A 12460-nucleotide genomic window follows, 5' to 3' on the forward strand; every position below is an offset into this window, starting at 1 on the left:
TCTACAGTTCACCTGTGCCCGATCGGCGGGCCCCAACCGAATCCAGGAGAACTACCCATGACTACCCCCACCCTCTTCTACGGCGTTCCCTCCGGCTGCTCGTTCGGCTCGATCGTGGCGCTGGAATGGCTTGGCCAGCCCTATCGCCTGAGCCGCATCGAAATGCCCGAAGTCGTGACCAGCGATGCCTACCGCCAGATCAACCCGGTCGGCGAAACGCCGACGCTGATGGACGCGCAAGGCAATTTCCTCAGCGAAAGCATGGCGATCCTGAACCACATCGGCGCGCGCGGGATCGAGCGCAAGCTGGGCTTTGCCCAGGGCACGCGCGATTTCGACCGGCTCAACCAGCAGCTGGCCTACCTCAACACCAGCTACTTCGGCGCCTTTGCCCCGCTCTGGCACGCCCTGGAGGGCGTGGACGAGACCGACCGGCCGGCGCTGGTCCGCTACGGCACGGAGCAGGTCCGCCACGTGCACCAGGAACTCGAAGCCATGCTGGGCACGCGGCCCTGGCTGCTGGGCGAGCACCGCACCGTGGCCGACGCCTACTTCAGCGGCATCGCGCGCTGGTCGAAGTACCACAAGGTGCTGAACCTCGAGGACTTCCCCAACCTGCAGCGCCTCTGCAACCAGCTGGAAGCCGATCCGGCGGTGCGCTTTGCCCATGCCATCGAGCGCCAGGCGCCGGCGCAAGGCGCGGGCGGCTTCCAGGGGCACGTGACGCTGGAGGAAGTGCTGGCGCAGCGCTGACGCGCCAGGCATCGGCGTCGCGGCGAGGCAAGCCGCGCAATTGCGAATCGGCTCATCGACCAGCGGGCCGGCACGGCCCAGACTGGTTCCTGCGTTCAGCCCATTGACCCAGGAGAACACCATGCCGACCACCAAATGCGCGGGGCACTTCGCCCCGATCCCGATCTACTGCCTGCCACCGATACGTGACCGCCGTAGTGATAACAATGCTATCATCCCTCCATCCAACGGTGAGGAGTTCATGATGGCAACCCTACTGGTTCGTGGCGTCGATGAAGCGCTGGTCCGGCGCCTGCGCGAGCAGGCCGTCGCCAATGGCCGCAGCGCCGAGGCAGAACACCGCGCCATCCTGGCGCAGGCGCTGGGCGGCACCGACCGCCTCAGCTTTGCCGAGGTGCTGTCCAGCATGCCGGACGTCGGGCAGGACGCCGACTTCGAGCGCATCCAGGATACGGGCGAGGCGGCGCGTGTATTTGATTGATACCAACGTCATCAGCGAGACCCGCAAGCGGGAGCGCGCCAACCCCGGCGTCCGTGCCTTCTTCCGGCAGGCCGCGCGCGACGGGGCCGCGCTCTACCTGTCGGCGTTGACCGTGGGCGAACTCCAGCGCGGCGTGGCCCTGATCCGCCATCGCGGCGACGCGATGCAGGCGGCGCTGCTGGAGCGCTGGCTGGCCAATGTGCTGGAGGATTTCGGCCGGCAGGTGCTGCCGGTCGACACCGAGGTCGCTCAGGTCTGGGGCCAGCTGCGCGCGGCGCGGCCCGAGCACGCGCTGGACAAGTTCATCGCCGCCACCGCGCTGATCCACCGCCTCACCATCGTCACCCGCAATATCGCGGACTTCCGCGGCACCGGCACGATGGTGGTCAATCCGTTCAGCTAGCGCAAAAAAGCAAGGGCCCCGCGTTGGCGGGGCCCTTGCTGCATCGGCGGGAGGCCGGCTGGCGCTTCAGGCGCCCTGCTTCACGCAGTCGACGAAGTACGCCTTCTTGCCGTCGACCTCGTCTTCCACCAGGCCGTGGATGTCGGTCTCGAAGCCCGGGAACAGCTTGTTGAACTCGCGCGCGAACTTCAGGTACTGCACGATGGTGCGGTTGAAGCGCTCGCCCGGGATCAGCAGCGGGATGCCCGGCGGGTACGGCGTCAGCAGGATGGCGGTGACACGGCCCTCCAGGTCGTCGACCGGCACGCGCTCGATCTCGCGGTGGGCCATCATGGCCCAGGCGTCCGACGGCTTCATCGCCGGCTCCATGTCCGACAGGTACATCTCGGTGGTCACGCGCGCGACGTCGTTGGCCTTGTACACGCTGTGGATCGCATCGCACAGGTCACGCAGGCCCATGCGCTCGTATTGCGGATACTTGGCGACGAATTCCGGCAGCACGCGCCACAGTGGCTGGTTCTGGTCGTAGTCGTCCTTGAACTGCTGCAGCTCGGTCACCAGCGAGTTCCAGCGGCCCTTGGTGATGCCGATGGTGAACATGATGAAGAACGAGTACAGCCCGGTCTTCTCGATGATGATGCCGTGCTCGGCCAGGTACTTGGTGACGATCGCCGCCGGGATGCCGCGCTCGCTGAACTCGCCGTCGACGTCCAGGCCCGGGGTGATGATGGTGGCCTTGATCGGGTCGAGCAGGTTGAAGCCGTCGGCGAGGTCGCCGAAGCCGTGCCAGCGCTCGTTGGCCTTCAGCATCCATTCCTCGCGGTCGCCGATGCCGTCTTCGATCAGCGCGTCCGGGCCCCACACCTTGAACCACCAGTCGCCGTTGTTGCCGGCATCGTAGTCGCCCTCGACCTTGCGCATGGCGCGGCGGAAGTCCATCGCTTCCTGGATGCTCTCTTCCACCAGCGCGGTGCCGCCCGGCGCTTCCATCATCGCCGCGGCCACGTCGCACGAGGCGATGATCGAGTACTGCGGGCTGGTCGAGGTGTGCATCAGGTACGCTTCATTGAAGCGGTAGCGGTCCAGCTTGCGCGTCTCCGAATCCTGCACCAGGATCTGCGAGGCCTGCGACAGGCCGGCCAGCAGCTTGTGCGTGGACTGCGTGGCAAACACCAGCGCATCCTTGCTGCGCGGGCGGTCCTTGCCGATCGCGTGCATGTTGCGATAGAAGTCGTGGAACGCCGCGTGCGGCAGCCAGGCTTCATCGAAATGCAGCGTGTCGATCTCGGCCGCCAGCATCTCCTTGATCTGCTCGGCGTTGTACAGCACGCCGTCGTAGGTGCCCTGGGTGATGGTCAGGATGCGCGGTTTCTGGTTCTTGGCCTTGCTGGCGAACGGGTGGTTGGCGATCTTCTTCTTGATGGTCTGCGGATCGAATTCGCTCTTCGGGATCGGGCCGATGATGCCGTAGTGGTTGCGCGTCGGCATCAGGAACACCGGGATCGCGCCGGTCATCATGATCGCGTGCAGGATCGACTTGTGGCAGTTGCGGTCCACCACCACGATGTCGCCCGGCGCCACGTTGGCATGCCACACCATCTTATTCGAGGTGGAGGTGCCGTTGGTGACGAAATACATGTGGTCGGAGTTGAAGATGCGCGCGGCGTTGCGCTCCGACGCGGCCACCGGGCCGGTGTGGTCGAGCAGCTGGCCCAGCTCGTCGACGGCGTTGCAGACGTCGGCGCGCAGCATGTTCTCGCCGAAGAACTGGTGGAACACCTGGCCCACCGGGCTCTTCAGGAACGCCACGCCGCCCGAGTGCCCCGGGCAGTGCCACGAATACGAGCTGTCCTGCGCGTAGTCGATCAGCGCCTTGAAGAACGGCGGCGCCAGCGTGTCGAGGTAGACCTTGGCTTCGCGGATGATGTGGCGCGCCACGAACTCGGGCGTGTCCTCGAACATGTGGATGAAGCCGTGCAGCTCGCGCAGGATATCGTTGGGGATATGGCGCGAGGTGCGGGTCTCGCCGTACAGGAAGATCGGCAGGTCGGAGTTGCGGCGGCGCACTTCGGTGACGAAGGCGCGCAGCTTCTCGATCGCGGCGGCCTCGAGCTCCTCGCTGTCGCTGGCGAACTCGTCGTCGTCGATCGACACGATAAAGGTCGATGCCCGGCTGGCCTGCTGGGCGAACGAGGTCAGGTCGCCGTAGCTGGTCAGCCCCATGACTTCCATGCCCTCTTTCTCGATCGCCTCGGCCAGCGCGCGGATGCCGGAGCCGGAGATGTTCTCGGAGCGGAAGTCTTCGTCAATGATGATGACGGGGAAGCGGAATTTCATCGGGCATCCTTGATGGAAAGCAGGACATAAAGGACTTGAGCCACATGGCCGGCAGGGGTTCCCTGCGACGGCGGCATGTGGCTCTCACGTCAGGTTTGGCGGCCCTGGCGGGCTCGCCGTGCCGGCAGACGCCGGATTGTAATGCGCTCAGGTCTTCGGCAGTGTGACACCGTGCTGGCCCTGGTATTTGCCGCCCCGGTCGGCATACGAGGTCTCGCAGATCTCGTCGCTCTCGAAGAACAATACCTGGGCGCAGCCCTCGCCGGCGTAGATCTTGGCCGGCAGCGGCGTGGTGTTGGAAAACTCCAGCGTCACATAGCCTTCCCATTCCGGCTCGAACGGCGTCACGTTGACGATAATGCCGCAGCGGGCGTAGGTGCTCTTGCCCAGGCAGATGGTCAGCACGCTGCGCGGGATGCGGAAGTATTCCATCGTGCGCGCCAGCGCGAACGAGTTGGGCGGGATGATGCAGACCTCGCCCTTGAAATCCACGAACGACTTTTCGTCGAAGTTCTTGGGATCAACGATGGTGCTGTTGATATTGGTGAAGATCTTGAATTCGTCGGCGCAGCGGATGTCGTAGCCGTAGCTCGAGGTGCCGTAAGACACGATCTTGCGGCCGTCGGCCTCCCGGACCTGGCCCGGCTCGAACGGCTCGATCATGCCGTGCTGCTCCGCCATGCGGCGGATCCATTTGTCGGATTTGATGCTCATAAGGTTGGGAGGATAGACGGCTCAGGAGTGCGCCGCATTGTACAACCAATCGGCGCGCGCCCCTCAAGCCCCCGTGGCGGGCCTGCAAGTGGCCGCTACGCCACTACATCTTCGGGCTGGCGGTGGCGGAAGCGCTCGCGCCCGGTATAGAGCAGGAAGTGCTTGCCGGTGCAGCGCGCGAACAGCGTCAGGTTGACGCGCCTGGCCATCTGGTAGCCCATCTGCGTCACGCCCGAGCGCGACAGCAGGAACGGGATGCCCATCTGCGCGCCCTTGATCACCATTTCGGAAGTCAGGCGCCCGGTGGTGTAGAAAATCTTGTCGCTGCCAGTCATGCCTTCGAGCCACATGCGCCCGGCAATCGCGTCGACGGCATTGTGGCGGCCGACGTCCTCGACGAACATCAGCAGCTCGGTGCCCTGGAACAGCGCGCAGCCATGCACCGAGCCGGCCTGCTTGTAGACCGACTGCTGCAGCCGGATGGTGTCGATGATGCCGTACAGGGTGTCCTGGTCGAGCGTCGCGCCGACCGGCAGGCGGATGCTGTCGACCTCGTCCAGCAGCGAGCCGAACACGGTGCCCTGGCCGCAGCCGGTGGTCACCACGCGGCGCGCGGTGCGCTCCTCGATGCGGTCGACGCCGGTGCGGGTGGTCACCGCGGCCGATTCGGTTTCCCAGTCGACCTGCACCGCGGCAATGTCCTCGATCGATTCCACCAGGCGCTGGTTGCGCAGGTAGCCCAGCACCAGGTGCTCGGGCGCGCCGCCCAGCGTCATCAGCGTGACCAGCTCGCGCTTGTCGAGGTAGACCGTCAGCGGCCGCTCGCCCGGCAGCCAGGCCGCGCGCACGCGCCCTTGCTCGTCGACGACTTCAACTTCTTCGATCAGGGGAACGGCTGCCTGGGTAAGCTCGGGACGCAAGGTCATGACGAGGGACTCGGGGCTGCGGGTGAAGCCCCGAGCGGCACACGCTGGGGGCGGAAGTTACGGCGCCTTTGCGGGCGATTGTACCGCGCCTGCCGCGGGTGCACCGGCAGTGCTGGCGATGGCCGGGGCCGGCGCCGCGAACGGTCCCGGATCGGCGCAGGCGGCGGTCTGCACCGGATCGCGCGCCGGCTGCCCGTGCGCCTTGCGTGCGGCCAGGTAATGCGCGGCGATCTTGTCCTGGGCGCGGCACAGCTGGTAGGCCGCGACCTTGTCGGACCAGGCGGCGCGTGCCCTGGTCTCGGCGGCCTTGGCCTGCTGGGCTTCGGTCGGCGCGGGCAGCTTGGCCAGCGCGCCCGGGGCGAAGGCCGCGCAGGCGGCAGCGGCTACGGCAGTCAGCGTCAGGATGCGTGTCATGGTTCAGGATTCGTGCTGTGTCGTGGGGACCGCTGGCCAGGCCTGCGTCAGGCTTCGCCGGGACTCTGCCGCGCCGGCCGGGCCGCGCCAGCATCCGGGCTGGCCGAACGCTGGGCCGGGATCTTGCCGGACTTGATATCGTCGTACCAGAGTTCGTGGTGCTCCTTGGCCCAGGCCTCGTCGACCCAGCCATCGCGCATGGCGCGGTACGCGCCTTCCATGCCGATGGTGCCCATATAGATATGGCCGCACGCCATCGCAATCATCAGCACCGCCGAGATCCCGTGGATCACGTTGGCGATCTGCATGGTGGCGCGGTAGTAGTCCATGCCGGGCACGATCATGTCGAGCACCCAGCCCGAGACCGACAGCACCAGGCCGAACACGAACACGCCCACCCAGAACCACATCTTCTCGCCGGCGTTGAAGCGCCCGCTCGGCACGTGCTTGCCCGAGGCCAGCCCGCCGAGGCTGGTGACCCAGCGGACGTCGTCGCGACTGGGCAGGTTGTCGCGCAGGAACACCACGAAGGCGACGATCACCGACAGCGTGAAGATCGGCCCCACCACGTTGTGCAGGTTCTTCAGGATGTAGCTAAGCCAGCCGAACAGCATATGGCCCATCAGCGGCAGCAGGAAATGCTTGCCCAGCAGCATCACGATGCCCGACACCGCCAGCACCACGAAGGAAATCGCCATGGTCCAGTGGACGATGCGCTCGAGCGGGGTAAAGCGCTCGATCATGCGGCCGGTCCTGGGCGTGCGCAGCGGGATGGTGCCGCGCCACAGGAAGAAACCGAGGATCGCCACCGGCACGATCAGCAGCAGCCAGCCGCCCCAGACCGTGATCACGCCGTTGCGGAACAGCCGCCACGACTGGCCGCTGCGCTGGATCAGCACCCCGGCCTCCTTGTCGGGCAGGCTGCTGTAGTGGCGCTCATCGGAATTGACCTCGCGCCACATCGGCGCGTTGTTGCCGGGCTGCGTGACGCTGCGCTGCTGCTGCGACCTGGCCTCGGCGGCGATGTCGCGCGGCGGAATGTCGAAGATGTTCTGGGACGCAATGCCGGCCAGCGGCTGGGCCGGATGCGTGGCCGGGTTGTTGGCCTCGGCGCTGGCCGATTCGGTCGCCGGTCCGGTCGACGGCCCGGGCGCGGGTGCCGGGGCCTGTGCCACGGCATTGCCGGCCGCGGCCAGCGCCAGCGCGCCGGCAGTCAGCCAACTCCGCCAGCCACGCCAGCCTGCGGCGCGGCATCGATTGTGCGACGGCGTCATAGCCCCTCCTTCAGTTCCCGGCTGGCGGGAAGTCCACACGGCGGCGCGGTCATTGCACCCGGTTGTACTCGTTCTGCAGCTGGTTGCGCTGGCGGATCTGGTTGTTCCAGCTGGTGCGGTCGCCCGCGGTCCAGCCCTTGGCCACGAACGGATCGTCCGGGGCGCCCTGGTAGGCCTGGGCGTCGGCCTTGCGGTGCGACGGGCCGATGGTCTGCGGCTTCTCGCCGCACGCGGCCAGCAGCACGCCGCACAGCGACACCAGTGCAACGACGCGGATGCGGTTCATGACGCTTTCCCTCCTGCAGGTACCGTCGCTGCCGGCGCGGTCGGCGCGGCGGGCGCGGCAGGTGCCGGCGCGGTCTGCTGCGCCGGGGCCGCGGGCTTGGCGCCGGCCTGGGCATTGCCATAGGCGGTGCCCCAGCCGAACACGTCGCCGCCGGTGCCGCGCTTGATCACGCGGTTGCGCAGGATGTCGGCAATCACGTCGCCATCGCCGCCCAGCAGCGCCTTGGTCGAGCACATCTCGGCGCACAGCGGCAGCTTGCCTTCGGCGAGCCGGTTGCGGCCGTATTTCTCGAACTCGGCCTCGCTGCCGTTCTTCTCCGGACCGCCGGCGCAGAAGGTGCACTTGTCCATCTTGCCGCGCACGCCGAAGGTGCCGGTCGACGGAAACTGCGGCGCGCCGAACGGGCAGGCGTAAGAGCAGTAGCCGCAGCCGATGCAGACGTCCTTGTCGTGCAGCACCACGCCGTCCTCGGTGCGGTAGAAGCAGTCGACCGGGCAGACCGCCATGCAGGGCGCGTCCGAGCAGTGCATGCAGGCCACCGAGATCGATTTCTCGGCGCCGACCATGCCGTCGTTGACCGTGACCACGCGGCGCCGGTTCACCCCCCAGGGCACCTCGTGCTCGTTCTTGCAGGCAGTGACGCAGCTGTTGCACTCGATGCAGCGCTCGGCGTCACAGATAAATTTCATGCGTGCCATGGTGTTCCTCTGCGCTTAGGCAAACCGCTCGATCTGGCAAATGGTGGTCTTGGTTTCCTGCATCATCGTCACCGAGTCATAGCCGTACGTGGTCGCGGTATTGACCGCTTCGCCGCGCACCACCGGCATCGCGCCCTCGGGGTAGTAGTCCTTCAGGTCCTTGCCCTGCCACCAGCCCGAGAAGTGGAACGGGACAAAGGCGGTGTCCGGACCGACCCGCTCCGTTACCAGCGCGCGCACCTTCAGCCTGGCGCCGGTCGGGGTCTTGACCCAGCAGTAGTCGCCGTTGCGGATGCCGCGGTCGGAAGCGGCGCGCGGGTTGATCTCGACGAAGTTCTCCTGCTGCAGTTCGGCCAGCCACGGGTTGGAACGGGTTTCCTCGCCCCCGCCTTCGTACTCGACCAGCCGCCCGGAGGTCAGGATGATCGGGAATTTCTCGGCCACCTTGTTTTCGAGGTTGCGCTGCTGCACCGACTTGTACAGCGTCGGCAGCCGCCAGAACGCCATCTTGTCGTCGTGGGTCGGGTACTTCGCGACCATGTCGGGACGCGTGGAGTACAGCGGCTCGCGGTGCTGCGGGATCGGGTCAGGGAAGTTCCACACCACCGCGCGCGCCTTGGCGTTGCCGAACGGATGGCAGCCATGGTTCTTCAGCACCACGCGCTGGATGCCGCCGGACAGGTCGGTCTTCCAGTTCTTGCCCTCGGCCTTGGCCTTCTCGGCATCGGTCAGGTCGTCCCACCAGCCCAGCTTCTTCAGCAACACGTGGTCGAACTCGGGATAGCCGGTGGTGATTTCCGCGCCCAGCGAGTGCGAGCCATCCTCGGCCAGCAGGTTGACGCCGTCCCGCTCCACGCCGAAATTGGCGCGGAAGTTGCCGCCCCCATCCATCACGTGCTTGGTGGTGTCGTACAGGTTGGGCGAGCCCGGGTGCTTCAGCTCAGGCGTGCCATAGCACGGCCACGGCAGACCGAAGTAGTCGCCGGTCAGGTCGTAGCCGGTGACCGGGTCCTTGCCCGACTTGCAGCGCAGCGTCTTGACGTCGAACATCTGCATATTGCGCATGTGCGACTTGAGCCGTTCGGGCGACTGGCCGGTGTAGCCAATGGTCCAGTTGCTGGCGTTGATCTCGCGCAGGATCGATTCCGGCTCCGGCTCCATCCAGGTCCGGCCGGCGCGCTTGACCTCGATCATCTTGTAGTTCTTCGACAGCTCCTTGCCGAAGCCGAGCTTGTCGGCAAACGCCTGCATCAGCGTGTGGTCGGGCATCGACTCGAACAGCGGCTCGATCACCTTCTCGCGCCATTGCAGCGAGCGGTTCGACGCCGTGCACGAGCCCGAGGTCTCGAACTGCGTCGCCGCGGGCAGCAGGTACACGGCGCGGTTGGGGTTGACCTTGTCGCCTTCGGCCGGCGGCATGTTGGCCATGGCCGCGGTCGCCGACGGGTACGGGTCGACCACCACCAGCAGGTCGAGCTTGTCGAGCGCCTTCTTCATTTCCAGGCCGCGCGTCTGCGAGTTCGGGGCATGGCCCCAGAAGAACACGCCGCGCACGTTGTTGTCCTGGTCGATCAGCTCGTTCTTCTCGGTGACGATATCGATCCAGCGCGACACCGTGGTGCCGGACTTCTCCATCATCGCCTGCGACACGAACTGCTTCTTGATCCATTCGTAGTCCACGCCCCAGACCGCCGCGTAGTGCTTCCACGCGCCGGTGGCCAGGCCGTAGTAGCCCGGCAGCGAGTCCGGGTTGGGGCCGACGTCGGTGGCGCCCTGCACGTTGTCGTGGCCGCGGAAGATGTTGGCGCCGCCGCCCGACACGCCGATATTGCCCAGCGCCAGCTGCACGATGCACGAGGCCCGCACCATCGCATTGCCGATGGTGTGCTGGGTCTGGCCCATGCACCACACCAGCGTGCTGGGCCGGTTCTTGGCCATGGTCTCGGCCACCAGGTAGACCTGTGCCTCGGGCACGCCGGTGACCTCCTCGACCTTGTCGGGGGTCCACTTGGCCAGCACCTCTTCCTTGACCTTGTCCATGCCGTAGACCCGGTCGTTCAGGTACTTCTGGTCTTCCCAGCCGTTCTTGAAGATGTGGTACAGCACGCCAAACAGGAACGGGATGTCGGTGCCCGAGCGGATCCGCACATAGTGGTGCGCCTTGGCCGCGGTGCGCGTAAAGCGCGGATCGACCACGATCACCTTGCAGCCGTTCTCCTTGGCATGCAGCAGGTGCAGCATCGACACCGGGTGCGCCTCGGCCGCGTTCGAACCGATATACAACGCAGCCTTCGAGTTCTGCATGTCGTTGTACGAGTTCGTCATTGCACCGTAGCCCCAGGTGTTGGCCACGCCCGCCACGGTGGTCGAGTGGCAGATGCGCGCCTGGTGGTCGGTGTTGTTGGTGCCGAAGAACGACACCCACTTGCGCAGCAGGTAGGACTGCTCGTTGCTGTGCTTGGAAGAGCCGACGAAGAACATCGAGTCCGGGCCGCTCTGCTGGCGGATCTCCTTCATCTTGGCGGTGATCTCGTCGAGCGCCTGGTCCCAGCCGATGCGCTGGTACTTGCCGTTGACCAGCTTCATCGGGTACTTGAGCCGGTATTCGCCGTGGCCGTGCTCGCGCAGCGCCGCGCCCTTGGCACAGTGCGCGCCCATGTTCAGCGGCGAATCGAACACCGGCTCCTGGCGGATCCACACGCCGTTCTGCACCACCGCGTCGACCGCGCAGCCGACCGAGCAGTGGCCGCACACGGTGCGCCTGACCACGATGCCGGTCTTGCCGTCGCCGGCGGCGCCCTTCTTGTCGTCGGCGGCGTCGGCCTTGCGCAGCAGCGTCAGCTGCCCGGCCGCGAGGCCGGCGCCGACGCCGATGCCGGAACGCTTGAGGAAGCCGCGGCGGTCCATGGTCGGCATGGCGCCGGCCAGGCTGGCAGCGAGTCGTTGCGAGAGCCGGCCGGAGCTTGCGCCGGCGGCTTCGGGCCCGGAGTCGGATCGATGGGCGAGGCCATCAGCGAGGCGGGCGGATGCGCCCTGCGCCGCGCGTTTGCGGGTCAAGATCATGTCTCACCTCAGAAACGGACGCTTGGGTAGCGTCCGGTTGCAGGCGGCGCGCCAGACCACGCCGCCGTGGCAGTTACACCAGCGTGGTCCGGTAATACTTGCGGATGTGGTCGGAGACCCGGTAACCCTTGCTGTCCGATGGAGGATCGGTGGGTTCCGGCAGGGCTGCAGCCTGGCCCGGCATGGCGGGGGCGCGCGCGCTCAGCGCTGCCGCACCGGTGGCGGCGGCTACAACTCCGGCGCCCGCGAGAAACGTGCGGCGCGCGACCCTGGTTGGCTTTTCTCTCATGTGGGGGCTCCTCGGTTGTCAAAGCCCGATGGTTGTGCCGTTATGCGTTGTTATGCATATTCTAGGTTCAACTGGAAGGAAAGACCATGACAAGCGCGGGTTTTTCCTTACCTTCTGCTTCAACTTGAGCTAAGAAACCTGCGGCTTGCGCCGCATCGGTCCCGCGCTCAGGTCATCTCGAGCGCCACCGCCTCGACTCCGGCGAAGGTGCCCAGCAGTCCGGCCACGCTGCGATAGAAGCGCGCCTGCGGGTGCGCCGCCACCGCCTCGCACAAGGGCTCGATCCAGGGCTGCAGATGCTTCGCATAGAAGCGCTGCTGCTCGCCCAGGTTGGACACCGACAGGTCGTCGCCCGCCACCAGGAAGCGCATCACCTCGCACAGCGTGGCGATGTGGTCCTCGGTCTCGCTGACGCCTTCGTGGCGCTCCAGCCCGTAGCGGGCCAGGTCCTCGCGCAGCGCCACCAGCGGGCGCTCATTCAGAAAGCCCGTCATGTAGAAAGAGCCGTAGAGGAACACGTCCTGGCGCCCCACACCGACGAACAATTGCCGGTACTCTTCCTCGGCCTCGGCCGCAGTGGTCTCGGATGCTGCGTCGCACAACGCATTCCACGCCTTGCCCAGCACGGTCTGCGCGTCTTCGCCCACGGCCCGGTTGGCCGCGATGTGATGCAGCAAGGCGGCGTCCGGGGCGCGGTAGAACAGCGTCGCCAGCAGGCCGTACAGGTCGGCGCGGGCGGTGTCTTCGCTGTCCGCGGGGTCGGCGGGCGGCGCGGCGGTGAGCTGGATCGGCTGGAAATCTGTCATGTCGTGATGAATTGTG

Annotated in this window: 13 protein-coding genes; 3 read left to right on the plus strand and 10 right to left on the minus strand. The window is 66.5% G+C overall.

Going from position 1 to position 12460, the window contains the following annotated elements:
• Window positions 1-57 precede the first annotated feature (57 nt).
• From A2G96_RS18370 to A2G96_RS18380, 3 genes are all read left to right on the plus strand, one after another.
• Entirely contained in the window at window positions 58-753 is a 696-nt protein-coding gene (locus A2G96_RS18370) for a glutathione S-transferase family protein (protein WP_062801510.1), read from the plus strand.
• A 244-nt stretch (window positions 754-997) separates the two neighbouring features.
• Window positions 998-1234, plus strand: a complete 237-nt coding sequence (locus tag A2G96_RS18375) for a FitA-like ribbon-helix-helix domain-containing protein (RefSeq protein WP_062801511.1) — start codon at window positions 998-1000, stop codon at window positions 1232-1234.
• Window positions 1221-1637, plus strand: a complete 417-nt coding sequence (locus A2G96_RS18380) for a type II toxin-antitoxin system VapC family toxin (RefSeq protein WP_062801512.1) — start codon at window positions 1221-1223, stop codon at window positions 1635-1637. Before A2G96_RS18375 ends, A2G96_RS18380 begins: the two co-directional genes overlap by 14 nt.
• Before the next feature lie 66 nt (window positions 1638-1703).
• Here A2G96_RS18380 and A2G96_RS18385 read toward each other — a convergent pair whose 3' ends face one another.
• From A2G96_RS18385 to A2G96_RS18430, 10 genes are all read right to left on the minus strand, one after another.
• On the minus strand, window positions 1704-3974 hold the full coding sequence (locus tag A2G96_RS18385; protein ID WP_062801513.1) for an arginine/lysine/ornithine decarboxylase: 2271 nt from the start codon (window positions 3972-3974) through the stop codon (window positions 1704-1706).
• Between the two features lie 147 nt (window positions 3975-4121).
• Complete coding sequence (dcd, locus tag A2G96_RS18390; protein ID WP_018008077.1) at window positions 4122-4688, minus strand: dCTP deaminase; 567 nt, start codon at window positions 4686-4688, stop codon at window positions 4122-4124.
• Between the two features lie 95 nt (window positions 4689-4783).
• Window positions 4784-5614, minus strand: coding sequence for a formate dehydrogenase accessory sulfurtransferase FdhD (locus tag A2G96_RS18395; RefSeq protein WP_062801514.1), 831 nt, complete (start codon window positions 5612-5614; stop codon window positions 4784-4786).
• A gap of 57 nt (window positions 5615-5671) precedes the next feature.
• The gene (locus tag A2G96_RS18400) at window positions 5672-6028 is read right to left on the minus strand and encodes a hypothetical protein (RefSeq protein ID WP_062801515.1); all 357 of its coding nucleotides are present in this window, start codon (window positions 6026-6028) and stop codon (window positions 5672-5674) included.
• A 47-nt stretch (window positions 6029-6075) separates the two neighbouring features.
• Window positions 6076-7302, minus strand: a complete 1227-nt coding sequence (locus A2G96_RS18405) for a formate dehydrogenase subunit gamma (protein WP_062801516.1) — start codon at window positions 7300-7302, stop codon at window positions 6076-6078.
• 49 nt (window positions 7303-7351) lie between these two features.
• Complete coding sequence (locus A2G96_RS18410; RefSeq protein WP_062801517.1) at window positions 7352-7588, minus strand: hypothetical protein; 237 nt, start codon at window positions 7586-7588, stop codon at window positions 7352-7354.
• Window positions 7585-8286 (minus strand): formate dehydrogenase FDH3 subunit beta, encoded by a 702-nt coding sequence (gene fdh3B / locus A2G96_RS18415; protein ID WP_062801518.1) that lies wholly within the window; start codon window positions 8284-8286, stop codon window positions 7585-7587. The genes A2G96_RS18410 and fdh3B overlap by 4 nt, the downstream gene beginning before the upstream one ends.
• A 15-nt stretch (window positions 8287-8301) precedes the next feature.
• Window positions 8302-11349 (minus strand): molybdopterin-dependent oxidoreductase, encoded by a 3048-nt coding sequence (locus A2G96_RS18420; RefSeq protein ID WP_062801519.1) that lies wholly within the window; start codon window positions 11347-11349, stop codon window positions 8302-8304.
• Window positions 11350-11422: 73 nt separating this feature from the next.
• Window positions 11423-11638, minus strand: coding sequence for a formate dehydrogenase (locus A2G96_RS18425; protein ID WP_062801520.1), 216 nt, complete (start codon window positions 11636-11638; stop codon window positions 11423-11425).
• A gap of 167 nt (window positions 11639-11805) precedes the next feature.
• On the minus strand, window positions 11806-12444 hold the full coding sequence (locus tag A2G96_RS18430; RefSeq protein WP_062801521.1) for a TorD/DmsD family molecular chaperone: 639 nt from the start codon (window positions 12442-12444) through the stop codon (window positions 11806-11808).
• Between the last annotated feature and the right edge of the window lie 16 nt (window positions 12445-12460).

The organism is Cupriavidus nantongensis, assembly GCF_001598055.1.
Lineage (GTDB): Bacteria > Pseudomonadota > Gammaproteobacteria > Burkholderiales > Burkholderiaceae > Cupriavidus > Cupriavidus nantongensis.

Excerpts from the sequence above, each read along its gene's own strand:
- dcd (WP_018008077.1), bottom strand. The coding sequence starts at position 4,688 with ATGAGCATCAAATCCGACAAATGGATCCGCCGCATGGCGGAGCAGCAC.
- A2G96_RS18375 (WP_062801511.1), top strand. The coding sequence starts at position 998 with ATGGCAACCCTACTGGTTCGTGGCGTCGATGAAGCGCTGGTCCGGCGC.
- A2G96_RS18400 (WP_062801515.1), bottom strand. The coding sequence starts at position 6,028 with ATGACACGCATCCTGACGCTGACTGCCGTAGCCGCTGCCGCCTGCGCG.
- A2G96_RS18370 (WP_062801510.1), top strand. The coding sequence starts at position 58 with ATGACTACCCCCACCCTCTTCTACGGCGTTCCCTCCGGCTGCTCGTTC.
- A2G96_RS18405 (WP_062801516.1), bottom strand. The coding sequence starts at position 7,302 with ATGACGCCGTCGCACAATCGATGCCGCGCCGCAGGCTGGCGTGGCTGG.
- A2G96_RS18425 (WP_062801520.1), bottom strand. The coding sequence starts at position 11,638 with ATGAGAGAAAAGCCAACCAGGGTCGCGCGCCGCACGTTTCTCGCGGGC.
- A2G96_RS18410 (WP_062801517.1), bottom strand. The coding sequence starts at position 7,588 with ATGAACCGCATCCGCGTCGTTGCACTGGTGTCGCTGTGCGGCGTGCTG.
- A2G96_RS18430 (WP_062801521.1), bottom strand. The coding sequence starts at position 12,444 with ATGACAGATTTCCAGCCGATCCAGCTCACCGCCGCGCCGCCCGCCGAC.
- A2G96_RS18395 (WP_062801514.1), bottom strand. The coding sequence starts at position 5,614 with ATGACCTTGCGTCCCGAGCTTACCCAGGCAGCCGTTCCCCTGATCGAA.
- A2G96_RS18420 (WP_062801519.1), bottom strand. The coding sequence starts at position 11,349 with ATGATCTTGACCCGCAAACGCGCGGCGCAGGGCGCATCCGCCCGCCTC.
- fdh3B (WP_062801518.1), bottom strand. The coding sequence starts at position 8,286 with ATGGCACGCATGAAATTTATCTGTGACGCCGAGCGCTGCATCGAGTGC.
- A2G96_RS18385 (WP_062801513.1), bottom strand. The coding sequence starts at position 3,974 with ATGAAATTCCGCTTCCCCGTCATCATCATTGACGAAGACTTCCGCTCC.